This window comes from Sporosarcina siberiensis (genome assembly GCF_042681925.1).
Classification (GTDB): domain Bacteria; phylum Bacillota; class Bacilli; order Bacillales_A; family Planococcaceae; genus Sporosarcina; species Sporosarcina siberiensis.
In genome coordinates this window covers 168,550-195,500 of record NZ_JBHUGI010000024.1, presented here as the reverse complement: position 1 = coordinate 195,500, position 26,951 = coordinate 168,550, and the positions used below count along the sequence as shown (strand labels likewise).

Annotated in this window: 25 protein-coding genes and 1 other RNA gene; 3 read left to right on the top strand and 23 right to left on the bottom strand. The window is 37.0% G+C overall.

Translation table 11 applies throughout. The features are described from left to right. Positions 1-45 precede the first annotated feature (45 nt). From ACFSFY_RS08915 to ACFSFY_RS08890, 6 genes are all read right to left on the bottom strand, one after another. Positions 46-1,173 (bottom strand): THUMP domain-containing class I SAM-dependent RNA methyltransferase, encoded by a 1,128-nt coding sequence (locus tag ACFSFY_RS08915; protein ID WP_381537290.1) that lies wholly within the window; start codon positions 1,171-1,173, stop codon positions 46-48. A gap of 525 nt (positions 1,174-1,698) precedes the next feature. Next, an RNA gene (gene rnpB, locus ACFSFY_RS08910) (RNase P RNA component class B) lies at positions 1,699-2,080 on the bottom strand. Positions 2,081-2,153: 73 nt separating this feature from the next. Then, positions 2,154-2,450, bottom strand: a complete 297-nt coding sequence (gpsB, locus tag ACFSFY_RS08905; protein WP_381537288.1) for a cell division regulator GpsB — start codon at positions 2,448-2,450, stop codon at positions 2,154-2,156. 97 nt (positions 2,451-2,547) lie between these two features. Then, positions 2,548-3,804 carry a ribonuclease H-like domain-containing protein gene (locus ACFSFY_RS08900; RefSeq protein ID WP_381537286.1) on the bottom strand — a complete coding sequence of 419 codons (1,257 nt, stop codon included), beginning with the start codon at positions 3,802-3,804 and terminating at the stop codon, positions 2,548-2,550. Then, complete coding sequence (locus ACFSFY_RS08895; RefSeq protein ID WP_381537285.1) at positions 3,789-6,080, bottom strand: DEAD/DEAH box helicase; 2,292 nt, start codon at positions 6,078-6,080, stop codon at positions 3,789-3,791. Before ACFSFY_RS08895 ends, ACFSFY_RS08900 begins: the two co-directional genes overlap by 16 nt. Next, a complete protein-coding gene (locus ACFSFY_RS08890) occupies positions 6,064-6,441 on the bottom strand; it encodes a YppE family protein (protein ID WP_381537283.1) in 378 nt (125 codons plus the stop codon). The genes ACFSFY_RS08895 and ACFSFY_RS08890 overlap by 17 nt, the downstream gene beginning before the upstream one ends. A gap of 169 nt (positions 6,442-6,610) precedes the next feature. Between ACFSFY_RS08890 and recU the strand changes: the two genes are divergently transcribed. Further along, on the top strand, positions 6,611-7,234 hold the full coding sequence (recU, locus tag ACFSFY_RS08885; RefSeq protein WP_381537282.1) for a Holliday junction resolvase RecU: 624 nt from the start codon (positions 6,611-6,613) through the stop codon (positions 7,232-7,234). An 8-nt stretch (positions 7,235-7,242) separates the two neighbouring features. Then, the gene (locus ACFSFY_RS08880) at positions 7,243-9,792 is read left to right on the top strand and encodes a PBP1A family penicillin-binding protein (RefSeq protein ID WP_381537280.1); all 2,550 of its coding nucleotides are present in this window, start codon (positions 7,243-7,245) and stop codon (positions 9,790-9,792) included. Between the two features lie 42 nt (positions 9,793-9,834). Here ACFSFY_RS08880 and ACFSFY_RS08875 read toward each other — a convergent pair whose 3' ends face one another. The 14 genes from ACFSFY_RS08875 to ACFSFY_RS08810 all read right to left on the bottom strand — a co-directional run bounded on the left by ACFSFY_RS08875 (position 9,835) and on the right by ACFSFY_RS08810 (position 23,705). After that, complete coding sequence (locus tag ACFSFY_RS08875) at positions 9,835-10,176, bottom strand: YpoC family protein (RefSeq protein WP_381537278.1); 342 nt, start codon at positions 10,174-10,176, stop codon at positions 9,835-9,837. Positions 10,177-10,178: 2 nt separating this feature from the next. Then, a complete protein-coding gene (nth, locus tag ACFSFY_RS08870) occupies positions 10,179-10,832 on the bottom strand; it encodes an endonuclease III (protein ID WP_381537276.1) in 654 nt (217 codons plus the stop codon). Between the two features lie 9 nt (positions 10,833-10,841). After that, positions 10,842-11,552 (bottom strand): DnaD domain protein, encoded by a 711-nt coding sequence (locus ACFSFY_RS08865; RefSeq protein WP_381537274.1) that lies wholly within the window; start codon positions 11,550-11,552, stop codon positions 10,842-10,844. 149 nt (positions 11,553-11,701) lie between these two features. Then, a complete protein-coding gene (asnS, locus tag ACFSFY_RS08860) occupies positions 11,702-12,997 on the bottom strand; it encodes an asparagine--tRNA ligase (RefSeq protein ID WP_381537273.1) in 1,296 nt (431 codons plus the stop codon). A 36-nt stretch (positions 12,998-13,033) separates the two neighbouring features. Beyond that, entirely contained in the window at positions 13,034-14,227 is a 1,194-nt protein-coding gene (locus ACFSFY_RS08855; RefSeq protein WP_381537271.1) for a pyridoxal phosphate-dependent aminotransferase, read from the bottom strand. 14 nt (positions 14,228-14,241) lie between these two features. Next, positions 14,242-14,724 carry a cell wall elongation regulator TseB-like domain-containing protein gene (locus ACFSFY_RS08850; protein WP_381537269.1) on the bottom strand — a complete coding sequence of 161 codons (483 nt, stop codon included), beginning with the start codon at positions 14,722-14,724 and terminating at the stop codon, positions 14,242-14,244. A 67-nt stretch (positions 14,725-14,791) separates the two neighbouring features. Then, entirely contained in the window at positions 14,792-17,572 is a 2,781-nt protein-coding gene (gene dinG, locus ACFSFY_RS08845) for an ATP-dependent DNA helicase DinG (protein WP_381537266.1), read from the bottom strand. 168 nt (positions 17,573-17,740) lie between these two features. Beyond that, on the bottom strand, positions 17,741-18,124 hold the full coding sequence (panD, locus tag ACFSFY_RS08840) for an aspartate 1-decarboxylase (protein WP_381537264.1): 384 nt from the start codon (positions 18,122-18,124) through the stop codon (positions 17,741-17,743). Between the two features lies 1 nt (position 18,125). Then, a complete protein-coding gene (panC, locus tag ACFSFY_RS08835; RefSeq protein WP_381537263.1) occupies positions 18,126-18,977 on the bottom strand; it encodes a pantoate--beta-alanine ligase in 852 nt (283 codons plus the stop codon). Positions 18,978-19,233: 256 nt separating this feature from the next. Further along, positions 19,234-20,217, bottom strand: a complete 984-nt coding sequence (locus ACFSFY_RS08830) for a biotin--[acetyl-CoA-carboxylase] ligase (RefSeq protein ID WP_381537261.1) — start codon at positions 20,215-20,217, stop codon at positions 19,234-19,236. After that, a complete protein-coding gene (locus ACFSFY_RS08825) occupies positions 20,195-21,385 on the bottom strand; it encodes a CCA tRNA nucleotidyltransferase (RefSeq protein ID WP_381537259.1) in 1,191 nt (396 codons plus the stop codon). The genes ACFSFY_RS08830 and ACFSFY_RS08825 overlap by 23 nt, the downstream gene beginning before the upstream one ends. Further along, positions 21,382-22,515, bottom strand: coding sequence for an N-acetyl-alpha-D-glucosaminyl L-malate synthase BshA (gene bshA, locus ACFSFY_RS08820; protein WP_381537257.1), 1,134 nt, complete (start codon positions 22,513-22,515; stop codon positions 21,382-21,384). The genes ACFSFY_RS08825 and bshA overlap by 4 nt, the downstream gene beginning before the upstream one ends. A 54-nt stretch (positions 22,516-22,569) precedes the next feature. Continuing rightward, entirely contained in the window at positions 22,570-23,370 is an 801-nt protein-coding gene (gene dapB / locus ACFSFY_RS08815; RefSeq protein ID WP_381537255.1) for a 4-hydroxy-tetrahydrodipicolinate reductase, read from the bottom strand. Next, positions 23,367-23,705 (bottom strand): nucleotide pyrophosphohydrolase, encoded by a 339-nt coding sequence (locus tag ACFSFY_RS08810; protein WP_381537253.1) that lies wholly within the window; start codon positions 23,703-23,705, stop codon positions 23,367-23,369. Before ACFSFY_RS08810 ends, dapB begins: the two co-directional genes overlap by 4 nt. A gap of 107 nt (positions 23,706-23,812) precedes the next feature. On the opposite strand from ACFSFY_RS08810, the gene ACFSFY_RS08805 reads away from it, so the two are divergent. Further along, positions 23,813-24,682 carry a YitT family protein gene (locus ACFSFY_RS08805; protein WP_381537251.1) on the top strand — a complete coding sequence of 290 codons (870 nt, stop codon included), beginning with the start codon at positions 23,813-23,815 and terminating at the stop codon, positions 24,680-24,682. Between the two features lie 64 nt (positions 24,683-24,746). Here ACFSFY_RS08805 and ACFSFY_RS08800 read toward each other — a convergent pair whose 3' ends face one another. From ACFSFY_RS08800 to ACFSFY_RS08790, 3 genes are all read right to left on the bottom strand, one after another. Further along, positions 24,747-25,415: a zinc metallopeptidase gene (locus tag ACFSFY_RS08800; RefSeq protein ID WP_381537249.1), complete on the bottom strand. Its 669-nt coding sequence runs from the start codon at positions 25,413-25,415 to the stop codon at positions 24,747-24,749. Positions 25,416-25,475: 60 nt separating this feature from the next. Further along, positions 25,476-26,084: a lipoprotein heptaprenylglyceryl N-acetyltransferase LhaT gene (lhaT, locus tag ACFSFY_RS08795; protein WP_381537247.1), complete on the bottom strand. Its 609-nt coding sequence runs from the start codon at positions 26,082-26,084 to the stop codon at positions 25,476-25,478. 82 nt (positions 26,085-26,166) lie between these two features. Beyond that, positions 26,167-26,940: a menaquinol-cytochrome c reductase cytochrome b/c subunit gene (locus tag ACFSFY_RS08790; protein WP_381537245.1), complete on the bottom strand. Its 774-nt coding sequence runs from the start codon at positions 26,938-26,940 to the stop codon at positions 26,167-26,169. Between the last annotated feature and the right edge of the window lie 11 nt (positions 26,941-26,951).

Genomic DNA, 26,951 nt, shown 5'->3' with positions numbered 1-26,951 from the left:
ATTTTACAGGCAAAAGAAGCGAGTACCTTCTTTAGTGCATATGATTTATTTGCGTTTACCCCAATATTGATATAAATCAGTACGAATAAATCCGTTAAATAACTTCCTCTTCTTTGTCGCCTTTTTACCGTACATTTCCTCAAAATTTTCAAGTGAGGATAACATATAGACTGACCAAGATGGATATTTCTTCATCAATTGTCCCAAATCCTGAGTGAGCTGTTCCGCATCTTCTAATTCACCAAGTCGCTCACCATAAGGGGGATTTCCAACCATTACTCCATTGGAACCATTTAATGTTAAATCGCGCAGATCCTGTACTTGCCAATTAATTAAACCAGTAAAACCTGCTTGCGCAGCATTTCCCTGTGCAATTCGTATCAGCTCTGGATCATAATCAGATCCGGTTATATCAAGAATAAGATCGCGTTTTGCAACATCTTCTACTTCTTCTCGAACTTGCTCCCAGACACTCGTTTCCATCCATGGCCATTGTTCACTCAAAAAGTCACGATTAGTACCTGGTGCAATATTTTGCCCAATCATTGCTGCTTCAATCGCGATTGTTCCTGATCCACATACCGGATCAATGAAAGGACGGTCTGGATTCCATCGTGTTAATTTAACTAGGGCCGCAGCCATCGTTTCTTTTAATGGTGCATCTCCTTGGCCAACTCGGTATCCGCGCTTATGAAGTCCAACTCCACTGGAGTCAATTGTTAGTGTTACTTTATCTTTTAGAATTGATACTTCCAATTTATACAATGGCCCTGTTTCATCAAGGAATCCCGTTCTATTATATGCAATTTTCAACCGTTCTACGATTGCTTTTTTAACAATTGCTTGACAGTCAGGTACACTATACAAGATTGATTTAACCGATTTTCCTGCAACAGGGAATGCAGCATCTACAGATAAGAATTGTTCCCAACGAATTGCTTTCGTTTGTTCAAACAAATCATCAAATGTATCCGCATGGAATTCTCCAACAATAATACGGACTCGATCTGCTACACGAAGCCACATATTCGTTTTAGCTATTGCAGCAGTATCCCCTTCAAAATATACTTTCCCATTATCTGAAGTTGTTTTAAAACCAAGTGCTTTTACTTCATCTGCAACAATCGACTCAAGACCCATCGCTGTTGTTGCTACTAATTTAAATTTCTCCATCAATTATTCCACTCCTATCCAATTAAATCCATCATTTCAATATAACTATTTAGTTTTCTATTCCGGGCGCTCTCATAAAATAGCCTCTTTGGCCACATTACAAATCATATCTTTTAAAATTATGCCTTTCTAGTATACCCATAACCTCATCCAAGAAGTTAGGTTGTATAAAATAAAACACAGAAAAATGGACAGTGAAATTCCCTTGTGCATTGCTTTAGTAATTCAGTGAGAGGTAATATCTTTAATATGTTTTATAGTCGATTCACTCTTTGATATATCAACAAAAACACCTTAATTATTTCCAATGTTTTCAGTGTCTTCTATTATCTTATTTATAGTTATCCATTCTAAAAAATTCAAAACCGATTTAAGACGTTACTATAAATTACGTTCTTTAAACGACTTCGAACTATTAATGTGAAAAGGTAGATGAATGTAGTTTAAATTTTTTCTTCATTACAAAAAGAAAAGCTCCCCATCAGTTAGGAGAGCATTAGCTTTTAACATTAAAACCATAGGAAATTCGATAAGCCATGTTTTGTTCCTGTGTACTCAAACAGCTTGCGCCTCGTACTAGGGTGGTAATCATCTATCTACAGACAATGTCTGTCCCTTCCTAAGTTCATTTCCTTCGGAAGAGTGCCCCTACCATAGTTTGGGTTTCTCACTCGTGGGGTTTACCGCGTTCCATCCAACCAGTTTCCAAGTTGGCTACGTTTCTGTGGCACTTTTCAGGAAACCTCCGTCATATCCGAAGACGTAGACGTTATTCCCGCCGTCACCGTATGTTATACGGTGCCACGGCTTATTTTTTAGCCGAGCACGAACACTACGGTCATCTCAGAGCCGTGTGAGCATGGACTTTCCTCTACAACGTCAAGCGTTGCAGCGATTACCTAAATCTACACTATGGTTTAACCAGTATACATTACATTCGTCTGAATTTCAATGATTACATCAATATACTATTTACAAAATCATTCTTGGTCGTAAAGCTTACTTCCAAAGACATGTCTTTCTAGATTTGAAATCCTTTTCAAAAGGTCGAAGTTCGTTGTACCTGCACTGCCTGCAGATGGTCGTTTTTTAGCTTCTGCTAATTCTTCTTTTAATTTCATATTTTCATTTTGTAATTCAGATATTTTGTTTTTATGAGTTTGATAGTCGTGAATAACATCATCAAGAAATAAATCAACCTCTTCTTGATTGTAACCTCTTAATCCTGTTTTAAATTCTTTTTCAAGAATTGTTTTTGTATCTAACTTTGTGTCCATGAAATCGTCCTTCCATATATGTTTACATTATGTTGAAGTATACCATATATTGATTGAATTTGTCTTTTTATATAGCAATTTTAATGACATATGTCGTTTACTGCGTTTCCCCGGGAAATAGTTTCCGCAATATTCTAATTTCCCTTTTCCTAAACTCAAAATCGGCGCTTGCTCTGAATTTCTTCGTTAACTTTGTATCAGATGAAATATACCCTATCGCTTTTTTTGTAAACATAAGTGCCAGGTCCAAGTTCTTTAGTTTATGCTCAAATAACTTTGCCAATTCCTCCAAAGCAATTATTCGTTGACGCCCTGATAGCTTTTCAGCCGCAATTTTAAAGGAAAAGACTGCTTTTTCATACATTTGATCTCTTTTCATAATAAATCCAAAATGAAAATGTGTTATTGGATGATCTGTCCCGTATTCATCAATTACATTTTCAAATATATGCCTACTTCGGTTATAGTTTTTTAAATCTGCAAACCATTTACCGATATTCGTATGTGTAGTTGCATTTTCAGAGTCATTCCCACCCAGCAATAACTCTGTAGACCGAATGTAAAGAGCAACGAGAGAAAGGATATCCCATTCATTATGTGTAAGAACTTTCATCAGAACTTCTGCCCGTCCATTTTTTACCGCATCTTGATAAATAATTGGAGCTAAATGCCCTGGAATATCCCCATCACGATAAAATCCTAATTTTTCTTCTTCTATTATAGTTAATTTAAACGCACCGATTTCATCTTTCCATATACGTCTGGAACCATGTAACAAGTCAATTTGTTCATGCTTTAACAACGGTGGAAGCACTTTACGATTCATAGTCCAACGCGTTTCAAGCATAGGAATATCAAAGCTTTTGCCATTGTACGTAACAACTGTTTTCTCTTTTTCCCAAAACTTAGAAGCATAAAGAAAAGCAGGTTCATGATCAGGCCCTGGCAGAACATATTGAGTCAATTTAAAAGAACTTCCAATTTGTTCAATAAATCCTAATAGAAAAATTAGTGTTCCAGCACCTTTGAGCCCTGTTGTTTCCGTATCAAAGAAAACAAGTTTATTTAAAATTTTCGGAGACAGCGGATGTTCTTCGCCAAAGTTTTCCCACATATTCACCGCTGCATTTAATTTCGAGAGTAAAACATCGCCATGTTTATAATTGCTATCGTACAGTATCGTACGTTCGTATACAATTCCATGAACATTTTCAGTTTTAGTTAGTCCAGCCGCTAACCAGTTTTCTTCATAAGAAGGTGCGCTTGCTTTTACAATCTTTTCTACCTCAATTGAGTTGTTCGTTGTTTTTTTCAATAACTTCTTCATTTGCATTAACTTTAGTTCATATGACATTCCCTTCCTCCTCCTGCCAAAGCTTGGAGAAGTAAGTGAACATTGTTTTTCATATTCATACCGGCTTCTTGTGCTCCTATACAAACAGGGCATCCCACTTCACAAGAGCAGGTTTTTACATGATTAGCCGCTTCATTTAAAAGGCTGTCCCACCTACTGTAAATCTTTTCACAGAGGCCAATACCACCTGGATAACTATCATAAATATAAAATGTTGGAAGATTTGTGTGAACCGCTTTTACTTGTGGAACAACATGAATATCCATACGATCGCAACGAACAAAAAGTGGAATGAAAGATTGAATGGCATAAGCCGCTCCCGTCATAGCATCTGTTAACCCCGCCTCCGACCAACCTTCTGGGACTTGAAAAGAAAGCCAGGTTGAGGACGTGTGTAATTCCACAGCAGGTAACGAAATCGGTCCGGAACCAATATTGTCATGAGTTGTAAACCTTATTTTTTTAAAAATTGTTGGCATTGCTAGAACAGCAATATCGCCATATGTTACTTCGCTGTCACCAAGACTTTTCTTTTCATCTTCACTCATTACCTTAAGCTCTACTGCTAAATTAGCATCCGTAAAGTAATCTACATCTACTTCAGTAACAAAAGCTTTCTTTTCTTCCCAATCCAACTTCTCAACTTGATATTGCGTGCCTTGATGAATATAAATTGCTTCCTCATGAAGTAAAGTCATTGCACTAAAACGATCCATTTCACCGATTACTACCGTTTCTTTTGGATGCGTTCGATCGATGATCACTACATTTTCTTGTGCCGCGGATCTAAGACTAACATCACTCGCTGGAAATCGATCCGTCATCCAATGCCATTTTTCTGTCGTTCGAATTAATACACCTTCACTTTCTAAAAAAGCAAGTAATTCCTGAACTTCAAATTCACCATATCTCTCCGAAACGGAAAAAGGCAACTCAAAAGAAGCACATTTTAAATGATCCATTAAAATAAACATGTTGTCTGGGTGAATTCGTGCTTCCTCCGGTGACTGCCCCAGTAAATAATCAGGGTGCTCGATAATGTATTGGTCCAGTGCAACAGATTGTGCGACATAAACAATTAATGCCTCGTCTTGCCGTCTTCCTGCTCGTCCAGCTTGCTGAAAAGCACTAGCAATATTTCCGGGATAGCCGGTCATGACACACGCCTGCAACTGACCGATATCTATTCCAAGTTCTAATGCATTCGTGCTAATAACCGTTCGAATTAAACCTTCACGTAATCCTTTTTCAATCTTTCTCCGTTCTGAAGGTAAATAACCTCCCCTATAACCCATTACTGTTTCATCAAATAACTTTTTCTTTGTCAATTCCTTCATATAAGTAACGAGCATTTCTACACGAACTCGACTTTTTGCGAAAATAATTGTTTGAATACCTTCTAAATAGAGCATAGAAGCAATATCCCTAACTTCCAGCACTGCACTACGTCGAATTCCAAACGTTGGATGAACGACGGGTGGATTATAGAAGATAAAATGCTTTTTCCCTGCCGGTGCACCATTATTTGAAATCAATTCCATTTTAGAATTTGTTAAAGATTCCGCAAGTTCTACAGGGTTTGCGATCGTGGCAGACGTACAAATAAAGACCGGATCACTGCCGTAATAGTTGCATATCCGCTTAAGTCTACGAATAACATGCGCCACATGACTTCCGAAAACACCCTTGTACGTATGTAATTCGTCTATAATGATATATTTCAGATTTTCAAATAACGAAACCCACTTCGTATGATGTGGTAAAATTCCTGAATGCAACATATCAGGATTCGTAAGTACAATATGCGCCGATTTTCTTACTTTGGAACGTATACCCGGCGGAGTATCTCCGTCAAACGTATAGCTTAATATGGATTCCTCGCTTGCTTCAATTAATTCATGAAGATCTGCTAATTGGTCTTGTGCAAGTGCTTTTGTAGGAAACAAATAGATGGCTCTTGAAGATTCATCTTCTAAAATACTTTGTAAAACAGGTAAATGATAACAAAGCGATTTACCTGAAGCGGTTGGCGTTACTGCGGTAAAGGAATGACCACTATAAGCAAGATCAAAAGCTTCACGCTGATGGCTGTATAATTTATCAATTCCTTTCGCCGATAACGCTTTTATAATGGATGAGTGAAGTTCTTTAGGGAATTTTGTATAAGATGCCTTTTTTCCTTCAATTGTTCTCGAGTGAATGATGTTCTTTGAAAGAACAGGATCCGATTTAAACTTTTCAAGTGCAGTTCGAATGGAATCATTGGAACTCGTCATTAACTCTTGCCTCCTCTTCAAGTGCATCGAGGAATGTTTTCAATGTATATTCTGCTGACCGTATTGAAAGCACAAAACGCTTCAATCCTGTTTTCTTATAAAAGGATTGTACGATAAATTGTTTCATTGAATCCGTTAGTGCATCTATTTGCACCGGATGTACGTATTTCGGTTTTGCTGCTTTTACCCACGCATAGGATTCTTCAGACCATTCATCAAGTAATATATGATATTTATCTGCATAAGGTTTAACTTCTATAAAAAAGTCAGGTTCTCTATCGAGTTCCCTCATTTGTGTATGACGATCGAGACATTCCGTACAAACCATTAGGAGTATTCTACATTTTTCTTCTAAGTTCATTGTCGACACCCTTCCATATATACTTTATTTTATCAGAGTTTGATTGAATTCACCATTTCTTAGGAACGTATATTCTACCGAATTGAATATTAGTGATTTTATTAGAAACTTCCTAAGTACTAATTCGTCTAATTCATATGGTATGATAGTAAAATGCGAGGTGATATGTATGACTATACGCTATCCGAACGGTAAGAAGTATGTACCTGTTCGAACATCGAAAAGTCAAAAACTCAAGAATCCATCCTTTAGTAATCGAGGAAAATCATTAGAAGATGAACTGAACGAATCCAACGATTATTATTTAAGCAGAGGCATCGCTGTCATCCATAAAAAACCTGTACCTGTTCAAGTAGTAAAAGTAAGTTACCCAGCACGAAGTGCGGCTCGAATTACAGAAGCCTATTTTGGTACCCCTTCAACAACAGATTATAATGGTGTGTGGAAAGGAATATATGTAGATTTTGAAGCGAAAGAAACAAAAATTAAAACCTCTTTCCCGTTGAATAACATTAAAGAACATCAAATCCAACATATGCAAAACGTTACGAATGCAGGAGGATTTGCATTTTTAATAATTAAGTTTACAACTTTAGAGCGATACTTTATAGTTCCTTTTGAAATGGTTGAACGAAAATGGGACAGAATGAAAGCAGGAGGAAGAAAGTCAATTACATTACTCGAATTTGAAAACACTTCCGTCGAAGTCCAACCTGGCTATATACCAAGACTTGATTACTTAAATGCAGTGGAAACACTTATGAAATTATATGATGATAAGATCGAAAGGTAGGAATAACAATGAGCGACACTATTAAGTCAAGAACTGAACTTCGAAAGAGTAAAGAAGCAAATAGAAAGCAAAAGAAAAAACCTGTTAAAGGCAAAAGCATTATAAAGAGAATCTTTTTTATACTATTATTCGTAGGACTTGCTGGACTGATTGGCGGAGGTGGTTTGTTTGCCTTTTATGCAAGCACCGCACCCAAACTCGATGAAGAATTATTAAAAGTTCCATTATCATCCGAATTTTTAGATATAAATGGAGATGTATTTTACAAATCAGGTACAGAGAAACGCGAATTCGTCCCTTACGACCAAATACCTGACACCGTAAGAGAAGCTATTCTAGCAACAGAAGATGTTCGTTTTTTCAAACATAACGGGATGGATTTTTACAGACTGGGTGGTGCGGTTCTCGCAAACTTTAAAAGCGGTTTTGGTTCTCAAGGAGCAAGTACAATTACACAACAAGTAATTAAAAACTCTTTCCTACAAGATGATAAAACGCTGAAGAGAAAAGCACAAGAAGCATGGCTAGCTTTCCAGTTGGAAAATAAATATGAAAAAGAAGAAATTTTTGAAATGTATTTCAATAAAATTTTAATGTCAGGCTCGACTTATGGAATAGGTACTGCATCGAAACATTTTTTCGGTAAAGAACTAAAAGAACTTGAGTTAAATGAAATCGCCATGTTGGCAGGAATGCCGCAAAGTCCAAATGGTTATAATCCATTCAGAAATCCTGAACGTGCCGAAACAAGACGTAATATTGTACTCGGATTAATGGTTCAGCATAAAAAGATTACAAAAGAAGAAATGGAAGCCGCGAAAGCAATACCGGTAACGGCTAGCCTAATCCCTGAAGCGGAAAGACAAGCAAACGATAACACCAAATATCCAGCTTACTTAGATATCGTTCGGGATGAATTAGAAGCTGCAGGATTGCTTGATATTTTATCAGATGGTGTAAAAATCCAAACATCACTCGATCCCGATGCACAAATTGCTGTTGAAAATGCAATTCGGTCAGATGTTTATAAAAATGATAAAATGCAAGCTGGAATGACTGTACTAAATACAAAAACGGGTGAAATCATCGCGGTTGGAGGAGGTCGTAATTTTTCAACTGGTTTTTGGAACTTTGCGATTGATGAAAAACGTCAAACCGGTTCATCCATTAAGCCAATCCTCGATTATGGTCCGGCAATTGAATACTTAAATTGGTCAACAGGTCAAACGGTTGTAGATGAACCGTATAATTATATAGGTCTCGACGATAAACCTGTGAATAATATTGATAATAAATTCCAAGGCCCAATGACCATTCGTGAAGCACTTTATAAATCACGAAATATTCCTGCCGTTAAAACATTTGAAGAAGTTGGTCGCGCAAAAGCATTCGGTTTTGCAGAAAAATTGGGTTTAAAATACACAAATGACTATCCATCCAATGCACTAGGTGGTGCCGATGAATTTTCAACAGTTCAAATGGCAGGTGCTTATGCAGCATTTGGAAATAATGGGGTATATACAAAACCGCACACGATTAAACAGATTACGTATCGGGATGGTAAGACTGTGAAAAACATGGCCCCTGATGCAGAAGTAGCTATGAAAGATTCAACTGCATATATGATAACAGATATATTAAGAGATGTTCTGAGACAAGGTGGAACAGGCACAAGAGCAGCAATTCCAGGGTTGGATGTTGCTGGTAAAACAGGAACTTCCAGTGATGCAAAAGACTCTTGGTTTGCAGGATACACATCTAATTATACAATTGCAACTTGGGCAGGTTACCAAGACCGTACCCCAATGGAGACCTACGAAGGTGAGAGGTTTGTTCCACAAGATTTATTTAAACAAGTTATGTCGTCGATTTCTAATGGAAAGGAAACGGCAAAATTCCAACAACCGCCTTCTGTAGAATCAGCAACGATTGTTTATCGTTCAAATCCGTTGATGTTGGCTAGTAATTCAACTCCTCAGAATATGAAACGTACCGAACTCTTTGTTAAAGGAAGTCTCCCTGAATTAGTTGCAAAAGAATTGGAACTGGATGCACCAAACAATTTAACTGCAGACTATAATGAAGAAGAACAATCCGTTTCGTTAAACTGGTCACATACGGGTGCTGATTTCAATATTATTGATGGAGATATTCAATTTATCGTTTATGCAAGCGTCAATGGTGGAGAAAGACAAGAAATGACTCGAACAACAGATTTCAGTACACTCTTTAACGGAGTAGAACTTGGGGTCACGTATACATTTTCAGTAGTAGCAACCGTTGATGGTTTGGAGAGTTCACCCACTTCTGTTGAGCTTAGAATTGAAGAGCCTGAAGAAGTTGAAGAAGAAATAATTGAAGAAGAAATTCCTGAAGAGGAAATTGAAGATGAAGAAGATCTTGAAGAGGTAGATCCTGAAGAGAACAACAATAATAATAATAATAATAATAACGGAAGTAACGAGAATAATGAAAATAACGGAAATAACAATAATAACGATAATAATGACCCAAATGACGGTTCCGTAAATGATTCGACTGAAGATGGTCAACCTTAAATCAAAAAAAGCTGAAGTCCTACGCTAAATAGCGTTAAGACTTCAGCTTTTCCTTTTCATGACAGAATAACGAGCTGCTTTTTTCTTTGATTCCAAAAATAAAGCGTCTAGCTGAATATAAGAATAATGACTCGCAATACGTTTTTTGATAAAGTCGATGCGTTCGTCTCCGTTTAAAGGCAAAAGGATATATTCACATTCTCCAGTACGTTGATTCTTTTCTGTTCCACCCGTTTGGAGAAGATTCATATACGCGTAAATCGCTTCGTTCATTAACACCACTGCTTCTTTATCACGCTTTGCATAATAGGTTTCAATGCTCTCTTTTACAGAATCCCATTGTTCAAAAAATGAAGACAGTTGTTCCATATTTATTATAGTCACCTTTAGACCTCACTAACTTTCATCCTCTTCTTACCTTCTCTACAAATCGATAACAGCGGACAAATATCGCACCCTGGATTTTGGGCTTTACAATGATAACGACCAAAAAAGATGATCTGATGATGAGTATCTGTCCAATTTTCTTTAGGAGTCCATCTCATAATTTTCTCTTCAACGACAAGTGGTGAATCTTTCCACCTGTTCATTCCCAAACGTTTTGCCACACGTTCAACATGAGTATCGACTGCAAGCGCAGGTATGCCAAATGCATTTGACACAACAACATTCGCCGTTTTCCGGCCAACACCTGGAAAAGTCATTAATACATCACGATTTGCTGGAACCTCTCCGTTGAACTCCTCAACTAGTAGTAAACTTAACCCTTGAATGTTTTTCGCTTTATTTCGAAACAATCCAATCGAACGAATATCCTGCTCTAATTCTTCAACTTCAACTGCTAGGTAATCTTCTGGTGTTTTGTACTTTTTAAATAGCTCAGCCGTTACACGGTTCACAAGTACATCTGTGCACTGAGCAGATAGAAGAGTTGCAACAAGTAATTCAAATGGATTTTCATGAACTAATTCACAATGTGCATCAGGAAACATCTCTCCAAATTGTTCTAGGCTATATTCCCATAACTTTTTCGTCAACATACAATCACCCTAATCCCGTTCTTCTAACCAGTTATAAAATGGCACCCGTTTTACAGTCTCTGCCCGTTCTTGTTGAACCGGACGATTTCCAACACTTCTAAACTTTTTAGAGGTACTTTCAACTTGAGCTAATGTTTTAACGTTTTTCTTTTTCCATTCAAACAGAATTCTGTCAATATATCGAAGGCTCATCTTTTCAGCAAGTACCGCTTCTTTTAAAGCTGCTCGAATAATTTCAACCGAATGTCCGTCTACATCTAACCACATGGAAATAGATTCACTTTCCATAGGCGATAAAAACCGTCCAAATTCTTGTTCGAAAAGCTTGTAAATTTCACCTTCAGCTTCTTTTTGAGTCTTCTCTTCAGATTCTTCTACAACAATACTTATTTTATCTGTTAGTCGAACCCATAAAGGCTGAAGTGAAAACTTCTCATGTAATACACCATTCGCATCCTGACTTTGCTCAATTCGAAGAAAACCACGTTGCATTAATCGTTGTAAAATCATCGATATTTCATTTTCGGTAAGATTCATCCTACTCGAGAAATCTGCAGGTGTCGGAAATTCATTATTTACTGATTTAAAGGCAGTCATATGCATTATTAGCATTGCGTCTAAATCACTAATTCCAAGACTTTTATAATTTTGAAATAAAAGCAAAGAAATGTTAACATTCCCCTGCTCAATCCAAATTCGGAGACGATCTTCGTGTTGCATGTCCGAACTCCTCCCTTTACTTATGGATTCAAAAAACTGTCAAAGGTTTTACCTGCCCTTGAAATCAGAATAATTGACATACATTTTTCACATGTATGTCAATCTTCTTCAGCATTATATTTGAATCACTTTTTTAAATAATATACATTTTAAGGATACAATCTGTTTAATAATCGCGGAAACGGAATTGTCTCACGTACATGATCAGCACCAGAAATCCAAGCAACTGTACGTTCCAATCCTAGACCAAATCCTGAATGAGGTACTGCACCGTATTTACAAATGTCTAAGTACCATGCATAAGCAGATTCGTCTAAATTATGTTCCTTAATGCGTTGTTTCATTAATTCGTAATCATAAATCCGTTCAGAACCACCGATGATTTCTCCGTACCCTTCTGGTGCAATTAAATCCGCACAGAGAACAACGTCATCTCTGTCAGGATGTGGTTGCATATAAAACGGCTTAATGCCAATTGGATAATGAGTAATGAAAACAGGCATATCATGGTGTTCTGCAATCGCAGTTTCATGTGGTGCCCCAAAGTCGTCACCCCATGTAATGTCATCAAAACCATTTTCATTTAAAAACGTAATTGCATCGTCATAAGAAACACGTGGAAATGGCGCTTTATATTTTTCTAATTTAGATACATCACGCTCAAGTCTTTCAAGTTCCAATGAACAGTTTTGTATAACCGATTGCATAATATGAGTAATGAATTGTTCCTGAACTTCTAGACTTTCCTCAAATTGAACAAAAGCCATTTCAGGTTCAATCATCCAAAACTCGATTAAGTGACGACGAGTTTTGGATTTTTCAGCACGAAATGTTGGGCCGAATGAAAATACTTTCCCAAGAGCCATTGCAGCAGCTTCCATATACAATTGACCTGATTGAGAGAGATAAGCATTTTCATCAAAATACTTCGTTTCAAAAAGTTCCGATGTACCTTCGGGAGAAGATCCCGTTAATATCGGTGGATCTACTTTTGTAAATCCGTTCAAGTGGAAAAACTCATACGTCGAACGGATTACTTCATCGCGTATCTTCATTATGGCGTGTTGCTTTCGTGATCGAAGCCATAAATGACGATTATCCATTAAAAATTCAGTTCCATGTTGTTTCGGAGTGATTGGAAAATCGACTGCTTCATGAATGATTTCAACATCTTTAACTTGAAGCTCAAAACCAAAACTAGAGCGTTCATCAACTGTTACTTCCGCTGTAATATACAATGATGTTTCTTGAGTAATCGAGCGTGCTTTAGCAAATAGTTCTTCACCTACTATTTCTTTAACAACAACCCCTTGTACAAAACCTGAACCATCACGTAATTGTAAAAATGCAATTTTACCACTTGAGCGTTTGTTCGCAAGCCATCCACCAATTCGAACTGTTTCTCCTAAATGGTCTGGCATTTCTTGTATCATAATTGTTTTCATAGTTGCCTCCTATTGTTTTTCAATCATTTTAATTTGTTATCCGTTAATCCAATTCTCTTTAACAAACGCATGAATTCTACGAACTGCTTCTTCTAGTAAATCAATCGACGTTGCATACGAGAGACGAATTGTATTATCCGAACCGAATCCAGAACCTGGTATCACTGCAACATTGGCCTTCAACAAAAGTGCTTCAGCAAAATCATCGACATTATCAAAGCCAGTCTTTGCCATTGCTTCTGATACGTCTGGTAGTAAGTAGAATGCCCCTTGTGGTTTTATGACATTAAAACCTGGAATTTTCGAAAGTTGAGGATATATTCTATCGAGTCGCGTTTCAAAATCTGACCTCATTACTTCTACTGTGTCTTGAGTGCCGTTATAAGCTTCTATTGCAGCATACTGAGAAGTAGTTGTTGGATTGGATGTAGAGTGACTCGCAAGGTCTGTCATTGCATTGACAACTTCCTGATCACCAGCGATATATCCAATTCTCCAGCCAGTCATTGAATGTGATTTAGATACACCATTGATAACTAATGTACGCTGTTTGGCATCATCTGAAAGCTGAGCAATTGAAACATGCTTTTGTCCGGCATAAATAAGTTTTTCATAAATTTCATCAGAAATAATCCAAATATCTTTATCCAAGCAAACATCAGCAATTGTCTGAAGTTCTTCCTTTGAATAAATCATACCTGTTGGATTTCCAGGAGAATTTATTATGACTGCCTTTGTCTTGCTTGTAACTGCATTTGCTATTTGTTCAGCAGTTACTTTGAATTGTGAAGTAGCTGTAGCTTCGATATGTACAGGGACTCCTCCGGCAAGTTTAACTTGCTCAGGATAACTCACCCAATAGGGAGTTGGAATGATTACTTCATCGCCTGGATCAAGTATTACTTGGAATAATGTAAATAAAACGTGTTTTGCACCAATGCCAATCATTATTTCTTTTCGCCCATATGTTAAATTTTGATCTTTCTTAAATTTCTCAATAACTGCATCTTTTAGTGCAGGAAGTCCACCAGAAGGAGTATATTTTGTTTTCCCTTCTAACATAGATTGATAAGCAGCTTGTAAAATATTATCTGGAGTATTGTAATCAGGTTCTCCTGCGCCTAGACCGATAATATCGATTCCGGATTCCTTCATTTCTTTCGCTTTGGCAGTAATTGCAAGTGTTGTAGATGGTGATAATGTACTAACTCTCGAAGCTAATGTTCTCATTAATTATTCACTCCTCATAAATTCAATATTCTTTTCCACCACTGTCCATCTTCAAATAAAACATAGACATAACTAAGTTTGTCATTTTCATTTTTAAAAGCTACTTCCCAAACTGGTCCTACTTCTTCCAACCCCAACTTGACATGTAGCAGTTTTTTAATATCAAGCTCCTTAGAAACCATCTCAATTGCTACATCCGACGAAATTCCATCGGTTAGCTTAACCTCTTCAAAAGAAGCTTCTTTTTTATTTTCATCAATAAAGACAGCTTTCTGTTCGCCTTTTGAATCCAAGCCAAAAACCGTAACAAATGTTTGAATCCCGTTATATGGTTGTGCATACTCGGCTTCCGCTATTTGTTCAGATTGAATTGCCTTTTCAATTGCTGATGTTTTTACTGAAGCGATGGGTTTATAAGCACTTGTAAAGATGGTGACGACGATGACGGATGTTAGTGCCAAAAAAAAGACGGAAAAAAATTTAATCCAATTAAGCATAAGCAGTCACATCCTGTAATTTAAATCATGCATTTTTTGTTACCGGTCACTGGACATACCTTCTCAGTCACTCCATTATATTATAACAATCTTCGAGTTCTTTCACCATTACTTGCAGCGATACTTTTTTTACTGGAACGTCTGGGAGTGACTCAATGAATTGATGTCCATATGATTTCGTTTCAATTCTTCTATCTAGTACTATGAAAAATCCTTTATCTGCAGATGATCTTATAAGCCTTCCAAATCCCTGCCGAAGACGCATCACCGCTTCAGGTAAGGCAAACTCTGCAAAAGAATTCAAGCCTTGTGCTGTCAATTTTGCGCTCTTAGCTTTGAAAACTGGGTTATCTGGTGATGAAAACGGTAAACGCACAACAATTATAGCTGATAGCGCATCCCCTGGAACATCAACGCCTTCCCAAAAACTATTCGTTCCAAAAAGAACTGAATTATCGAATTGGCGAAATGACTTCAACAATTTCATCCGACTCCCCGAAGTAATTCCTTGGGCAAAAAGCGCATATTCATTTAATTGTTCACTTTCAACAATTAGGTCGTGTGTCTTTCTAAGCATATCTAGAGATGTAAATAAGACGAATAATCTTCCACCAGTAGCCATTGTCGTTTGAATAACGGCATCAGCAACAGCTTCCACATAATCGCTTTGTGATACTTGTTGGATACCAGGCATATCGTCAACGATATATATTTCGGCCCCTTCATAAAAATGCTCAGGCGCATCAAAAGTTAAAAGGGGAACCTGTGGATTGATTCCAAGTTGGTTTGGAATGAATCGCGCATTCCCTTTAATTGAAACAGTTCCAGAGGTCCAAACAATTCCTGTTTGTTCATCTTTCATCCTATTGATAAACTTCCTAACTACCGTGGATCCATCTAATGGATATTTACTTACTGTTAAGCTACCCGGTAGGCTCCGCTTATCTTTTTCAACCCAGACAATGTAGTTTTCAGGGTCATCCTCAAGAAATATTTCAATCCATTCGCCTGCTTTAATTTTAATTTCTCTTATCCAATAGATCCACTCTGATAATAAAGCTTGTTCATTTGGCGTCATGTTATCTTGATGGATTAATAAACTATTCGTTAATGCATTTGCATTGTCAACATAATCAGACATAGCGCTTACAACATTTTCAAAGTAGGATTGCATCGATTTTATACCTGAAAGTGAATACACAACGCGATTATCACGTTTTCTTTCTTTCGTTGGTAAGTTATAAAAAGCCATTACACCAACGGCTTTATCAAAAACGTCCGTAAATATGGCAAAAGAAGCATCCAAACGACGCTTAATATGCGTTGATGTAGAACTCAATCGATGATTAAGAGCATCAATTTGTTGCAATAATTGCCCCTCTGCATCTGAACCAATTTGCCCCATTGTATACTTCCAATTAGTAAATGAAAAAACTTTCTCATTTACTCGGGTTGCTATATGGGTCAATTGATGTACTTCATCAACGACTAAACCTCCAAGAGAAGTGAACAGCTTTTGTTCACGATTTAAGTCTGCAAGGAGCATTGAATGATTCGTAATGATTAAGTTCGAATGAATGCTTTTTAGCATTAAAATACTATGGTAGTCCGCCTCTTGTTCATCAGCTGGAATTATATTCGACCTTTTTCGTATCCTGTCAACAAATAATTGTCCACCCCCAGAGACATTCAGTTCCTCTAGGTCACCTGTCACGGTCTCAGTCAACCAAATTAATATTTGCATTATTGTCAATGTCTCATCATAAGACTCATCAGCTATTCTAAGCAGTTCCTCAAACTTACCAAGCGAAATGTATTGCTCCATTCCTTTTAAGACGACTGCATGAATTTTAGTACCAAGAATCAACCTTAATCGATCAAGCTCATCACCTTTTATTTTGTCCACAAGATGATTTGTAAATGTGCTTATGACTACAGGTTTTCCTGTTTCAATTGACCGAATTGCAGCTGGTAATAAATAGGCCATCGTTTTACCAATTCCCGTTGGTACTTCAACAACCACTTCTGATTGTTCATCAAACGTCTTCCAAACCGTGTCCATAAATCTAAATTGTGGTTCTCTTCGTTCAAATTCAGGAAAACCTTTTTCTAAAAGTACAACTTTCAAATCATCTGCTACGGGATAATCTAACGGTTCAAAATTCCGATCTTCCAAAACTTTAATTTTACGATACGGGATACCCCTAAAGCTGGAAATGTCTATCGGACGATTTTTACGTGATTGTTTTAAAGATTCATGAAAGAGCGTTGATAAATCGGATTTAAGATAAAATGACCGACGATGCAGAAGGTTAAGTGTGTCTTCTGGTAACATTTCTAATTTCCGATTGCAAGCTAGAAAAAGATGAGCCGTCGCTTCTGCGTCATCGTCAGCCCTATGTGCAGCTGCAAGCGGAATACCTAGCTCTTCTGCAATATCTTGTAATCGGTAACTTGAAGCAGTGGGAAATAGGACTTTCGAAAGCTCTACAGTGTCCATTTCTCGACCAAACCATTCTGCAATCCCACATCTTTTAAATTCCGATTGTAAAAACGACAAATCAAAATCAGTATTATGTGCGACAAAAATGGTTCCCTCAAGTAGTTTTGCTACCTCAGCTGCAATTTCATCAAAGTACGGCGCATCTTTTACATCTTCATCTGAGATATTCGTCAATTGACGGATAAATGCAGGTATTTTTTGATCTGGATTAACAAATCGGACGTACTTTTCACCAATTTCCTCGTTTTTAATAAACACAATCGCGATTTGAATAATCCGATCTCCTTTAATCGAAGAATGCCCTGTCGTTTCGAGATCGACAACCGCATACGTTTTCGTATCCATTCAATCAACAACTTCCTGTTATAAATGCTATTTAAATTGTAACACATTTAACTTTGTTTAAGCCCCATTTGAACACAGTTTCTAGATGTAAGTTGCAACTAGTTGTTTTTTGAAAATGGATGCTGAAATCCGAGTATATTCAGATTACAACATCCATTTATCAAGTATTTAAATGACGGTTGTGAAAGGTGTTTCAGTAATTGTTTGCAAAATTTTATTTGACTCATCCATGATTAAAACAGTCGGTTCATGTATTTGTGTTTCTTCGTTTGACATGTAAACATAGGAAAGGATAATAACAATATCCCCTTTTTGAACAAGTCTAGCAGCAGCACCATTCACACATATAACGCCACTCCCGCTTTGACCTGCAATAATATACGTTTCAAAACGTTCTCCGTTATTATTGTTTACAACATGTACTTTTTCATTGGGAAGCATTCCTGCGGCATCGAGCAAGTCACTGTCAATCGTAATACTACCAATGTAATTCAAATCGGCCTCAGTTACAGTTGCTCGATGTAATTTACTATTCATCATCATTCTTAACATTTTACTCATCCTTTGTAGAAAAGATAATATTATCAATTAAACGTGTATTTTCAAATTTTACTGCACATGCAAGAATCGCCTCTTCAGTTTCTTCATTAAGTTCTTGTAATGACGGATAAGACAATAACGATACATAGTCTATACCGCCTGAAGTATTAGCAACTATATGTTTAATTACTTCCGTTTCAATCTCATTAACAGGAATTTGATTTCTAAATAATTCCAGCCCTTTTTGAAGTGCTTTTTGAATTTCCGGTGCTTGAAGACGTTCAGTCTCAGATAAATTCACATTTCTCGAGCTCTTAGCAAGACCATCTTTTTCACGAACCGTTGTGACACGGACTAATTCCGTTCGTAAATTAAAATCTCTAATAAAGGTCTCTATAATCGCGAACTGTTGTGCATCCTTCATTCCAAAATAGGATCGATCAGGATCAACAATATTAAATAGTTTTAAGACTACTTTTAGTACACCGTCAAAATGTTCCGGTCTTGATGCTCCGCAAAGTTTTGTTGCTTGTGGTCCTGGTAAAATACGAATGCCACCATTTGTCGGATACATTTCCACTGTTTCGGGAACGAATAGAATATCTACACCCGCATTCTTGGAGAGCTCCATATCTCTTTTAGTATTACGTGGATAGGCATCAAAATCCTCTCCGGGACCAAATTGCGCTGGATTGACAAAAATACTCATAACGACAATATCATTTTCTTGTTTTGCTTTTTCCACAAGTGCTAGATGGCCTTCATGCAAGAATCCCATCGTAGGAACAAAACCAATTTTTTTGTCTTCTTTCTTAAATTGATTTAAAGAATGTTGCAACATTTGTATTGTATAGATTGTTTTCATATTGATCCCCCGTAAACGTATTTGGTTAGACTTTCTTCTTAAAAAACTCAATAATAAAACCCTTCTATCCAAAAAAATGGACAGAAGGGTTGCGTAATCATCATTAGATGGTTTCTTCCGTCCCTGTCTTTTGCTTTAGATCAAGGCAGATCAATTTATTATTTAGTTCATGACCAATATAATTCTCTAGTGTAGTTCAAAATTGATACTACCTAGTTAGACTACTATACCAATATGTCCATTGAATGTATAATAATTATTTCTGAATTTCAATATCTGCGGAATAAATGCCACGAATCGTTCCATCGTCTAACCTAATTTTCAATAAGCCTTCATCAGAAATACCAATTGCAGTTCCATCAAGTACTTCATTTAGCATAACCGCGCGTATTTGTTTTCCTACAGTGTTGGAATAACCTTCCCAAAGTAATTTAATGGGAGCAAATCCATGCGTTTCATAGATTTTCGTATATTGTTCTATAAATTCCAGTACTTTTGCAATTAATTTTGCACGGTTTACTTCACTGCCAATTGCAATTTTCAACGAAGTTGCAATTGTTGATAACTCAACCGGGAAATCATCTGGAAACTGATTTACATTTATGCCGATACCAAGAATGATTGCCTTTACACGATCAGGATCTGTTTGAAGTTCTGTTAAAATACCTGTTACTTTTTTTCCGTTTATAAGAATATCATTGGGCCATTTAATGTCTGGATGAATTCCAGTAATTTCCTCAATCGCCCGTGTTACTGCGACCGCAGCCACTAACGTCATTTGTGGAGCTTGATGGGGAGCTAAATTTGGACGTACAATGAGACTCATCCAGATGCCTTTACCATAGGCGGAATTCCATGGCCTAGACATTCTTCCTTTTCCTAACGTTTGCTCTTCTGAAATGATAAGTGTTCCATCTCGCGCATCATTCTGAGCTTCGTCATGAGCAATAAATTGGGTCGATTCAAGCGTTTCATAATAGTGAATCGTTTGACCATAAGTTTGTGTATTCAAGTGTTTTTTTATATTTGCAGCATTCACTTTATCCGGTACCGTTATTAAAAAATAGCCTTTTTTCCGAACCGTACCAATTTCATAACCGTCTACTTCCAGTTCTTTTACGTACTTCCAAATAGCAGTTCTAGACAATCCAAATTGATCAGCGATTTCTTGTCCTGAAACAGGCTGACCATTAGCTTCAAATAATCGTTTCAACAACTCATCTTTTGCTGTTAAATTCATTAATAAACCATTCCTTTATAGAACTTATTTCATTTTGACAATCACCGTACAAGACTGCTTTCTCAATTTTACTAATCCATTCACCGGTCCATCTTCCTCCTGAAAGGCCAGTCCAATCCAGTAAATCCGTACCATCAACTGAGATATCGGCAATCGAATGAATTCGTAATGAATTTTTATTCATCTCAATTGTTTCTTCGGAGATAGCGATTTCATCTTTGTAAAAGGAATTGTAAATTCTTTCAGCGATTTTTATAACATCTATGTCAAATAAATAATAATCATCGATTGTATATGCGTTTTGTAGTCTTCTTACATACACATCTTGAACAGAACTAATATATTTTCTTTCTTGTTTGGATAATTTATAAGCATTTACTATGTTTGTTGTAGAAAATCCACCGGCAATCGCAAGATAGGCCCAACCTTCTTTAGGACTTTTAAATGGAAGAATTTCTATGAGTGCTGTGTTGTCTTTTGGGTAAAGAGGTAAATATAAATTCAATGATGATTTTTCCATATAGTTGAAGGCATTCAAGGGATTTATACCCATAAAAAGTTTATCAAATTCAAGTTTCAAACGTTCAACTGAAACATGGCTTAATTGTGCCCCACCGCTCATAATCGCTTGAAACGTTTTCTTTTCAATTGAGAAGTTTAAAGTTGATGAAAATCGAATTGCACGCATCATGCGAAGAGCATCTTCTTTGAAACGTTCCACAGGGTCGCCAACCGCACGTATAAGATTCTTTTCCATATCCAATCTTCCATTGAATGGGTCGAGTAGTTTTCCATCCTTTGTCATCGCAAGTGCATTAATTGTAAAATCTCGGCGCATTAAATCTTCGGTAAGTGATTTTACAAACTTAACTGCATCTGGTCGACGATGATCCGTATACTTGCCATCAGTTCTGAAAGTTGTCACTTCAACTTGCTCACCTTTAAGTACAACTAGAACCGTACCATGTTCTATTCCGACATCAAAAGTATGTGGGAAAACCTTTTTCACTTCTTCTGGTTCGGCAGAAGTTGCAATATCAATATCGGTTGCTTCCCTATTTAACAAATGGTCCCGAACTGCACCTCCGACAAATACAGCCTCATGACCCGCTTCCTCAAGTCGACATAGGACGCCGTAACCTGGTTCTCTTTTATAAAATAGTGTCATTTTTCTCCCGCCACTTCATAATATAAACGTTCATATTGTTCCACTATTTTAGAGGATGGAAACTTCACTTTTGCTGTCTGAAATCCATTTTTCCTAAAAGTTGCATGAAGTTCTTCATCTTGTAGTAATAGTAAGCCTTTCTCTACAGCTGTATTCACATCTCCATAAGGTACGAGAAAGCCGTTTATACCGTCCTCAATTACTTCTGGTATTCCTCCGACGTTTGTAGCAACAGACGGTACACCACAAGCAAGGGCCTCTAATAACACTAAACCGAACGCCTCTTTTTTAGACAAATGAAACATTAGATCGGATATTGCCAAGAGTTCTGGTAAATCATCTCGCTTTCCAAGAAATAGTACTCTTTCTTGAAGACGGCTTTCCATGACCAATCGTTTAATTTCTTCTTTTTCTTCACCTTCACCAACAAGAATAAGCTTCGAATCCACTAATTTACTAATTTCTTTAAAACTATGAATAATGTCCGGTATATTTTTTACATCCCTAAAATTCGAAATATGAATAATGACTTTCTCATGTGGTTTAATACCAAGATCCTTTTTTAAATTTCCTGGATAAACCGGTATGTATTTCTTTTCATCAATAAAATTATAAATTGTGCGAACCTCTTTATCCGGTTTAATGATTTCATTCGTTTCAATTCTAAGTGATTCAGATACCGCTGTTGTAATTGTGGATTTGTTGATTCCGTAGCGGACAGTGTTTTTCAACCCAGGATCATGTCCTAGTATCGTTACATCTGTTCCATGCAAAGTTGTAATTACACCTATATCTGAATTTGCCATGTCTTTTCCAAGAGCCGCGGATACTGCATGCGGCACCGCATAATGAACATGCAACAAATCAAGGTTTTCAGATAGTATTACTTGGGCAATTCGATTAGCAAGTGCTATATCATAGGGCGGATATTTAAACACAGCATACCCCTCTATCGTAACTTCATGAAAATAAATATTTGTATGTTCTTCAATAAATCGAAATGGCATACCTGAAGTAATAAAATGCATCTCATGTCCTTTATTGGCCATCATAATAGCAAGCTCTGTCGCCACGACTCCAGATCCTCCAAGGGAAGGATAACATATTACGCCGATTTTAAGTTTTTTCACACTGAACAATCCTTCCCAATAAAACTAAAGTCTTAATCCTCTCAAGGATAAGATTTATTCTATGATGTTTTCTAGACCATACACAAGGTCTTCCCTGTCGATTACACTACGTATGGACATTAGTATGCCAGGCATGAAGGAACTACGGTCAAAGGAGTCATGTCGAATCGTGAGCATCTCTCCTTCACCGCCTAGAAGTACTTCTTGATGAGCAAGAAATCCAGGTAGTCGAACACTATGTATTTTCATACCATCCAAATCTGCTCCACGAGCACCTTGAATTAGTTCTTTTTCATCGGGATGCCCTTGTTTATGTGGTTCTCTAACTTTCATAATCATTTCAGCTGTTTTTAAAGCTGTTCCTGAAGGAGCATCCACTTTATGATTATGATGCAATTCAATAATTTCTATATCACCAAGATAACGTGCGGCCATAGCAGAAAACTTCATCATTAGAACAGCACCAATTGAAAAGTTTGGAGCTATAATTCCACCTATGCCTTTATTTGTCGCTAGTTTTGATAAAGATTTAATATTTTCATCTGACAAACCTGACGTACCAACAACAGGTCTAATTCCTAATGATATCGCTTCATGCACAGTTTTAAAAACAGAGTCTGGCTCAGTTAAATCGAGAAGGACGTCTGGCATTATCGACTGATTCATAGTTGAAAAAGATGTAAAAATGGGTATTCCATTGGAATCTCCATTGATTTCCGTCCCACTTAAATACTTCCCATCGTTTTTATAGTCTAAAATTGCAACGAGTTGCATATCTGTTGCATCTTGTATTGCTTTTACAGCAGCCGTACCCATTCGACCTCTTGCCCCAGCAATTGCTACTTTAATACTCATTTTATATTCTCCTTTTTCGTCCATCGATTTGCATCTCGTTTTTTAAATTTATTAAGAACTATTGTTAAAGCATTTTCTAAGCTAATTCCCTGTGAGTTTGCAAAACAAATAAGGACAAAAAACAAATCGCCTGTCTCTTCTTCAAGCGAACGAATTGCCTCTTCGGGTTTTTTCTGTTTTGCACCATACACATGTTGAACTTCCCGAGACAATTCTCCTAGTTCTTCAGTTAGTCTTGCAAGTAATTCCATTGGTGGAAAATATCCTTCTTCAAAACTATTTATGTATTCATCGATTTCTGTTTGCATCTTTGTCATCGTTTTATTTATTTCCATTGAAACACCACCTCCATCTTATCGTATGAAATCAAGAAAACCATTGTTAAAAATAAATTAATAGCCGATAATAGAACTATTCATTGTTTTAGAAAGGTGTGCACTTGATGTTTGAAGGAATTAGATTTAAAAATATATTTTTTATTTTACTTGGTTCCGCTATATTCAGTTTTGGTTTAGTTCATTTTAACATTCAAAATGAACTTGCTGAAGGAGGATTTACAGGAATCACCCTTATCCTATATTTTGCATTTAAATGGAACCCTGCGCTTATGAACTTAATATTAAATATTCCAATGTTCATTATTGGATGGAAAATGTTAGGGAAACGAGTATTTATCTATACAGTAATTGGTACGGTTGCTGTTTCAATTTTTATTGAACTATTCATGAAATATGAAATAGATATCCATTTGAAGGACGATATGTTCCTAGTTGCATTGTTTGCAGGAGTATTCATCGGTGTAGGTCTTGGTATTGTTTTCAAATTTGGTGGTACTACAGGTGGCGTCGATATTATTGCTCGCCTAGTCAACCAATACATTGGTTGGAGTATGGGGAAAACGATGTTTCTATTTGATGCAGTTGTCATTCTTGTTTCTTGGGCAGTATATCTCAATCACCGTTCCATGATGTATACACTTGTCGCACTTTTTGTTAGTGCTCGAGTAATCGACTTTGTTCAACAAGGTGCATATTCTGGGAGAGCCGCCTTTATCATCTCACCAAAACAGGATGAAATAGCTACAAAAATCACAGTCGCTATGGACCGAGGCGTGACTGTCTTTAAAGGACATGGTCATTTTACAAAAGCAAATCAAGAAATACTCTATTGCGTTGTTGGTAAAAACGAAATTGTTAGACTGAAAAGTATCATCACATCCATTGACCCACATGCGTTTGTTTCTTTGACAGAAGTCCATGATGTCATGGGTGAAGGTTTTACGTTAGACGATCAAAAACAACCTATCGAATAAGTAGCTTAATTATACAATTAAAAAGCCTGCCCAACAAAGGGACAGGCTTTTTATATTTCACTATTTAATCTCTGCTTGTGAATATAAGGACCAAACGAAGTAATTCAAGTACTGCCACTGCTGCTGCTGCAACATAAGTCATGGCTGCCGCACTTAAAACTTTCTTTGCATCCTTCTCTTCTTCATTTTTAATAATACCGAGTGAAACTATTTGATTCATCGCTCTACTCGATGCATTAAACTCAACAGGCAATGTTACAACTTGAAACACAACTCCTACTGCTAACAAAGCGATTCCGATTCCAAGTAAAGAGTTCATACTCGAGAAAAAAATACCAATCATGATGAAAATCCATGATGCTTTAGATGTTATATTTGCTACAGGTACAAGACGATGACGAATTCGAAGTGCTGCATATGCTTCCTTGTCTTGGATAGCATGACCCACTTCATGTGCCGCTATAGCAGTACCCGCTACTGAGGCTTCACGATAGTTATTTGGTGAAAGTGCTACAATTTTTGTAATTGGGTTGTAATGGTCACTTAGAAAACCTTTTGATTCAATTACTTTTACGTCTTGTAATCCGTTCTGATCTAGTATGAGACGAGCAACTTCTGCCCCGTTCATTCCCGATGTTGACCGTATTTTCGAATACTTATTGTACGTTCTTTTAACTTTGAACTGAGCATAAATTGGTAACAAAATTATGAGCCCAATATAAAGAAAAATCATTGTTATTTCCCCTCCATTTATCTCTACCTCTATTTTATTATGCTTGCATCTTTTTCGCAACTATTTACGATTATTTGATAGAACAGGAACTCTTTTCTTCCATACATAATAAGCAAGTGTGATACAAGCTATTGAAAGCCAAAAAGTGAAGTATCCAATCTTATCCATGTAAACCATCAAGTTGCTGTATATCGGCATTTGCCCAAAAACATAATCAATAATATCATTATGAACAGTCCAGACAGCTGCAATTGCAATGTGGATAAAAGTAAAGCGATAAAAAGGTATATACAGGATTGCCTGAACTGCCATTGCAAAATGTGATCCTATAAGCATCCAGCCTACCCATCCAATCGAACCTGATTCGACAAGCGTAAGTAAGTTCATCACAACTGCCCATAAGCCATACTTCACAAGTGTGATCAACGCAAGTGCTTCAATTAATTTGAAATTCCGATTGATAATCCACCCAATGATTGCCAAAGTAAAAAACAAACTTGCTGTTGGGCTGTCGGGTACAAATATCCAAAACTTTGGTTCTGTATCGACAAGTTGCCACATATACCAGTCGTATCCATATATCGTTCCAAGTAAGTTTATAAACAACAAAATCCATAGGAATGATTTATGTGATAAAACTATCCAAATGTGATCCTTTAAATTAGACATAAACACCTCTCCAACAAATCAATATTATGTAAAAAAAAAGAGAGTCAGTTTCCCGACTCCCTCCTTCTTGCAAATAAAACCTTTATTCCTTATTTAAACTTTCTATGAACTCTGACAGAACTTGTAGTTCTTCATCAGTACCATCCCAAAGTCCGGCAGCCATTTTGCCATTCTCAGAACCATTCACAGCGATATCTGCAATCTCTTCAACCGTCAAACCTGTATTCACTAGTGGAAGACCAAGGCCACCCTCGAATGAGTCACCGTGACATGTAATACAAGATGCCCCGGAGTAGATTTCATAGCCTTCAGATTCCATATCGAACTCAACTTCTTCTCTAATTGCACCTTGTGTTTTTGCTGCTTCCCAATCATGGTTTTCAACCGATTCCCATGTAAGGTAAAACAATGCTGCAAAAGCAAGAAGCATAAATGCCGTTGGTAATGGACGTTTGAATGGACGACGTTCTTTAGATGTATCCATAAATGGAACTAACATCAATGCGCCAATCGCAATTCCTGGCATTACTAGTGCACCGATAATATTAAATGGACCGGATGCAAATTGATATTTTAATAACTGGTACATGGAAAGGAAATACCAATCCGGTACCGGAATATACATAGTATCCGTTGGGTCCGCTTCACGTTCAAGCGGAGACGGATGTGCGACTGTTACTATTAAATAACCTATTAGGAAAATGGATCCAATCATCCATTCTTTCAGAAGAAAGTTTGGCCAAAAAGCTTCTGTCTTACCAGGGTATTCTGAGTAGTCTTTTGGGACGTTCGGCATTTTGCCACTTGCCTTAATGCGCGAATCTCCGACAAACTTCATCCCTTTTCCGCGTTGCATACTGTCCCCTC

Excerpts from the sequence above, each read along its gene's own strand:
- ACFSFY_RS08915 (WP_381537290.1), bottom strand. The coding sequence starts at position 1,173 with ATGGAGAAATTTAAATTAGTAGCAACAACAGCGATGGGTCTTGAGTCG.
- gpsB (WP_381537288.1), bottom strand. The coding sequence starts at position 2,450 with ATGGACACAAAGTTAGATACAAAAACAATTCTTGAAAAAGAATTTAAA.
- ACFSFY_RS08900 (WP_381537286.1), bottom strand. The coding sequence starts at position 3,804 with ATGTCATATGAACTAAAGTTAATGCAAATGAAGAAGTTATTGAAAAAA.
- ACFSFY_RS08895 (WP_381537285.1), bottom strand. The coding sequence starts at position 6,080 with ATGACGAGTTCCAATGATTCCATTCGAACTGCACTTGAAAAGTTTAAA.
- ACFSFY_RS08890 (WP_381537283.1), bottom strand. The coding sequence starts at position 6,441 with ATGAACTTAGAAGAAAAATGTAGAATACTCCTAATGGTTTGTACGGAA.
- recU (WP_381537282.1), top strand. The coding sequence starts at position 6,611 with ATGACTATACGCTATCCGAACGGTAAGAAGTATGTACCTGTTCGAACA.
- ACFSFY_RS08880 (WP_381537280.1), top strand. The coding sequence starts at position 7,243 with ATGAGCGACACTATTAAGTCAAGAACTGAACTTCGAAAGAGTAAAGAA.
- nth (WP_381537276.1), bottom strand. The coding sequence starts at position 10,832 with ATGTTGACGAAAAAGTTATGGGAATATAGCCTAGAACAATTTGGAGAG.
- ACFSFY_RS08865 (WP_381537274.1), bottom strand. The coding sequence starts at position 11,552 with ATGCAACACGAAGATCGTCTCCGAATTTGGATTGAGCAGGGGAATGTT.
- asnS (WP_381537273.1), bottom strand. The coding sequence starts at position 12,997 with ATGAAAACAATTATGATACAAGAAATGCCAGACCATTTAGGAGAAACA.
- ACFSFY_RS08855 (WP_381537271.1), bottom strand. The coding sequence starts at position 14,227 with ATGAGAACATTAGCTTCGAGAGTTAGTACATTATCACCATCTACAACA.
- ACFSFY_RS08850 (WP_381537269.1), bottom strand. The coding sequence starts at position 14,724 with ATGCTTAATTGGATTAAATTTTTTTCCGTCTTTTTTTTGGCACTAACA.
- dinG (WP_381537266.1), bottom strand. The coding sequence starts at position 17,572 with ATGGATACGAAAACGTATGCGGTTGTCGATCTCGAAACGACAGGGCAT.
- panD (WP_381537264.1), bottom strand. The coding sequence starts at position 18,124 with ATGTTAAGAATGATGATGAATAGTAAATTACATCGAGCAACTGTAACT.
- panC (WP_381537263.1), bottom strand. The coding sequence starts at position 18,977 with ATGAAAACAATCTATACAATACAAATGTTGCAACATTCTTTAAATCAA.
- ACFSFY_RS08830 (WP_381537261.1), bottom strand. The coding sequence starts at position 20,217 with ATGAATTTAACAGCAAAAGATGAGTTGTTGAAACGATTATTTGAAGCT.
- ACFSFY_RS08825 (WP_381537259.1), bottom strand. The coding sequence starts at position 21,385 with ATGACACTATTTTATAAAAGAGAACCAGGTTACGGCGTCCTATGTCGA.
- dapB (WP_381537255.1), bottom strand. The coding sequence starts at position 23,370 with ATGAGTATTAAAGTAGCAATTGCTGGGGCAAGAGGTCGAATGGGTACG.
- ACFSFY_RS08810 (WP_381537253.1), bottom strand. The coding sequence starts at position 23,705 with ATGGAAATAAATAAAACGATGACAAAGATGCAAACAGAAATCGATGAA.
- ACFSFY_RS08805 (WP_381537251.1), top strand. The coding sequence starts at position 23,813 with ATGTTTGAAGGAATTAGATTTAAAAATATATTTTTTATTTTACTTGGT.
- ACFSFY_RS08800 (WP_381537249.1), bottom strand. The coding sequence starts at position 25,415 with ATGATTTTTCTTTATATTGGGCTCATAATTTTGTTACCAATTTATGCT.
- lhaT (WP_381537247.1), bottom strand. The coding sequence starts at position 26,084 with ATGTCTAATTTAAAGGATCACATTTGGATAGTTTTATCACATAAATCA.
- ACFSFY_RS08790 (WP_381537245.1), bottom strand. The coding sequence starts at position 26,940 with ATGCAACGCGGAAAAGGGATGAAGTTTGTCGGAGATTCGCGCATTAAG.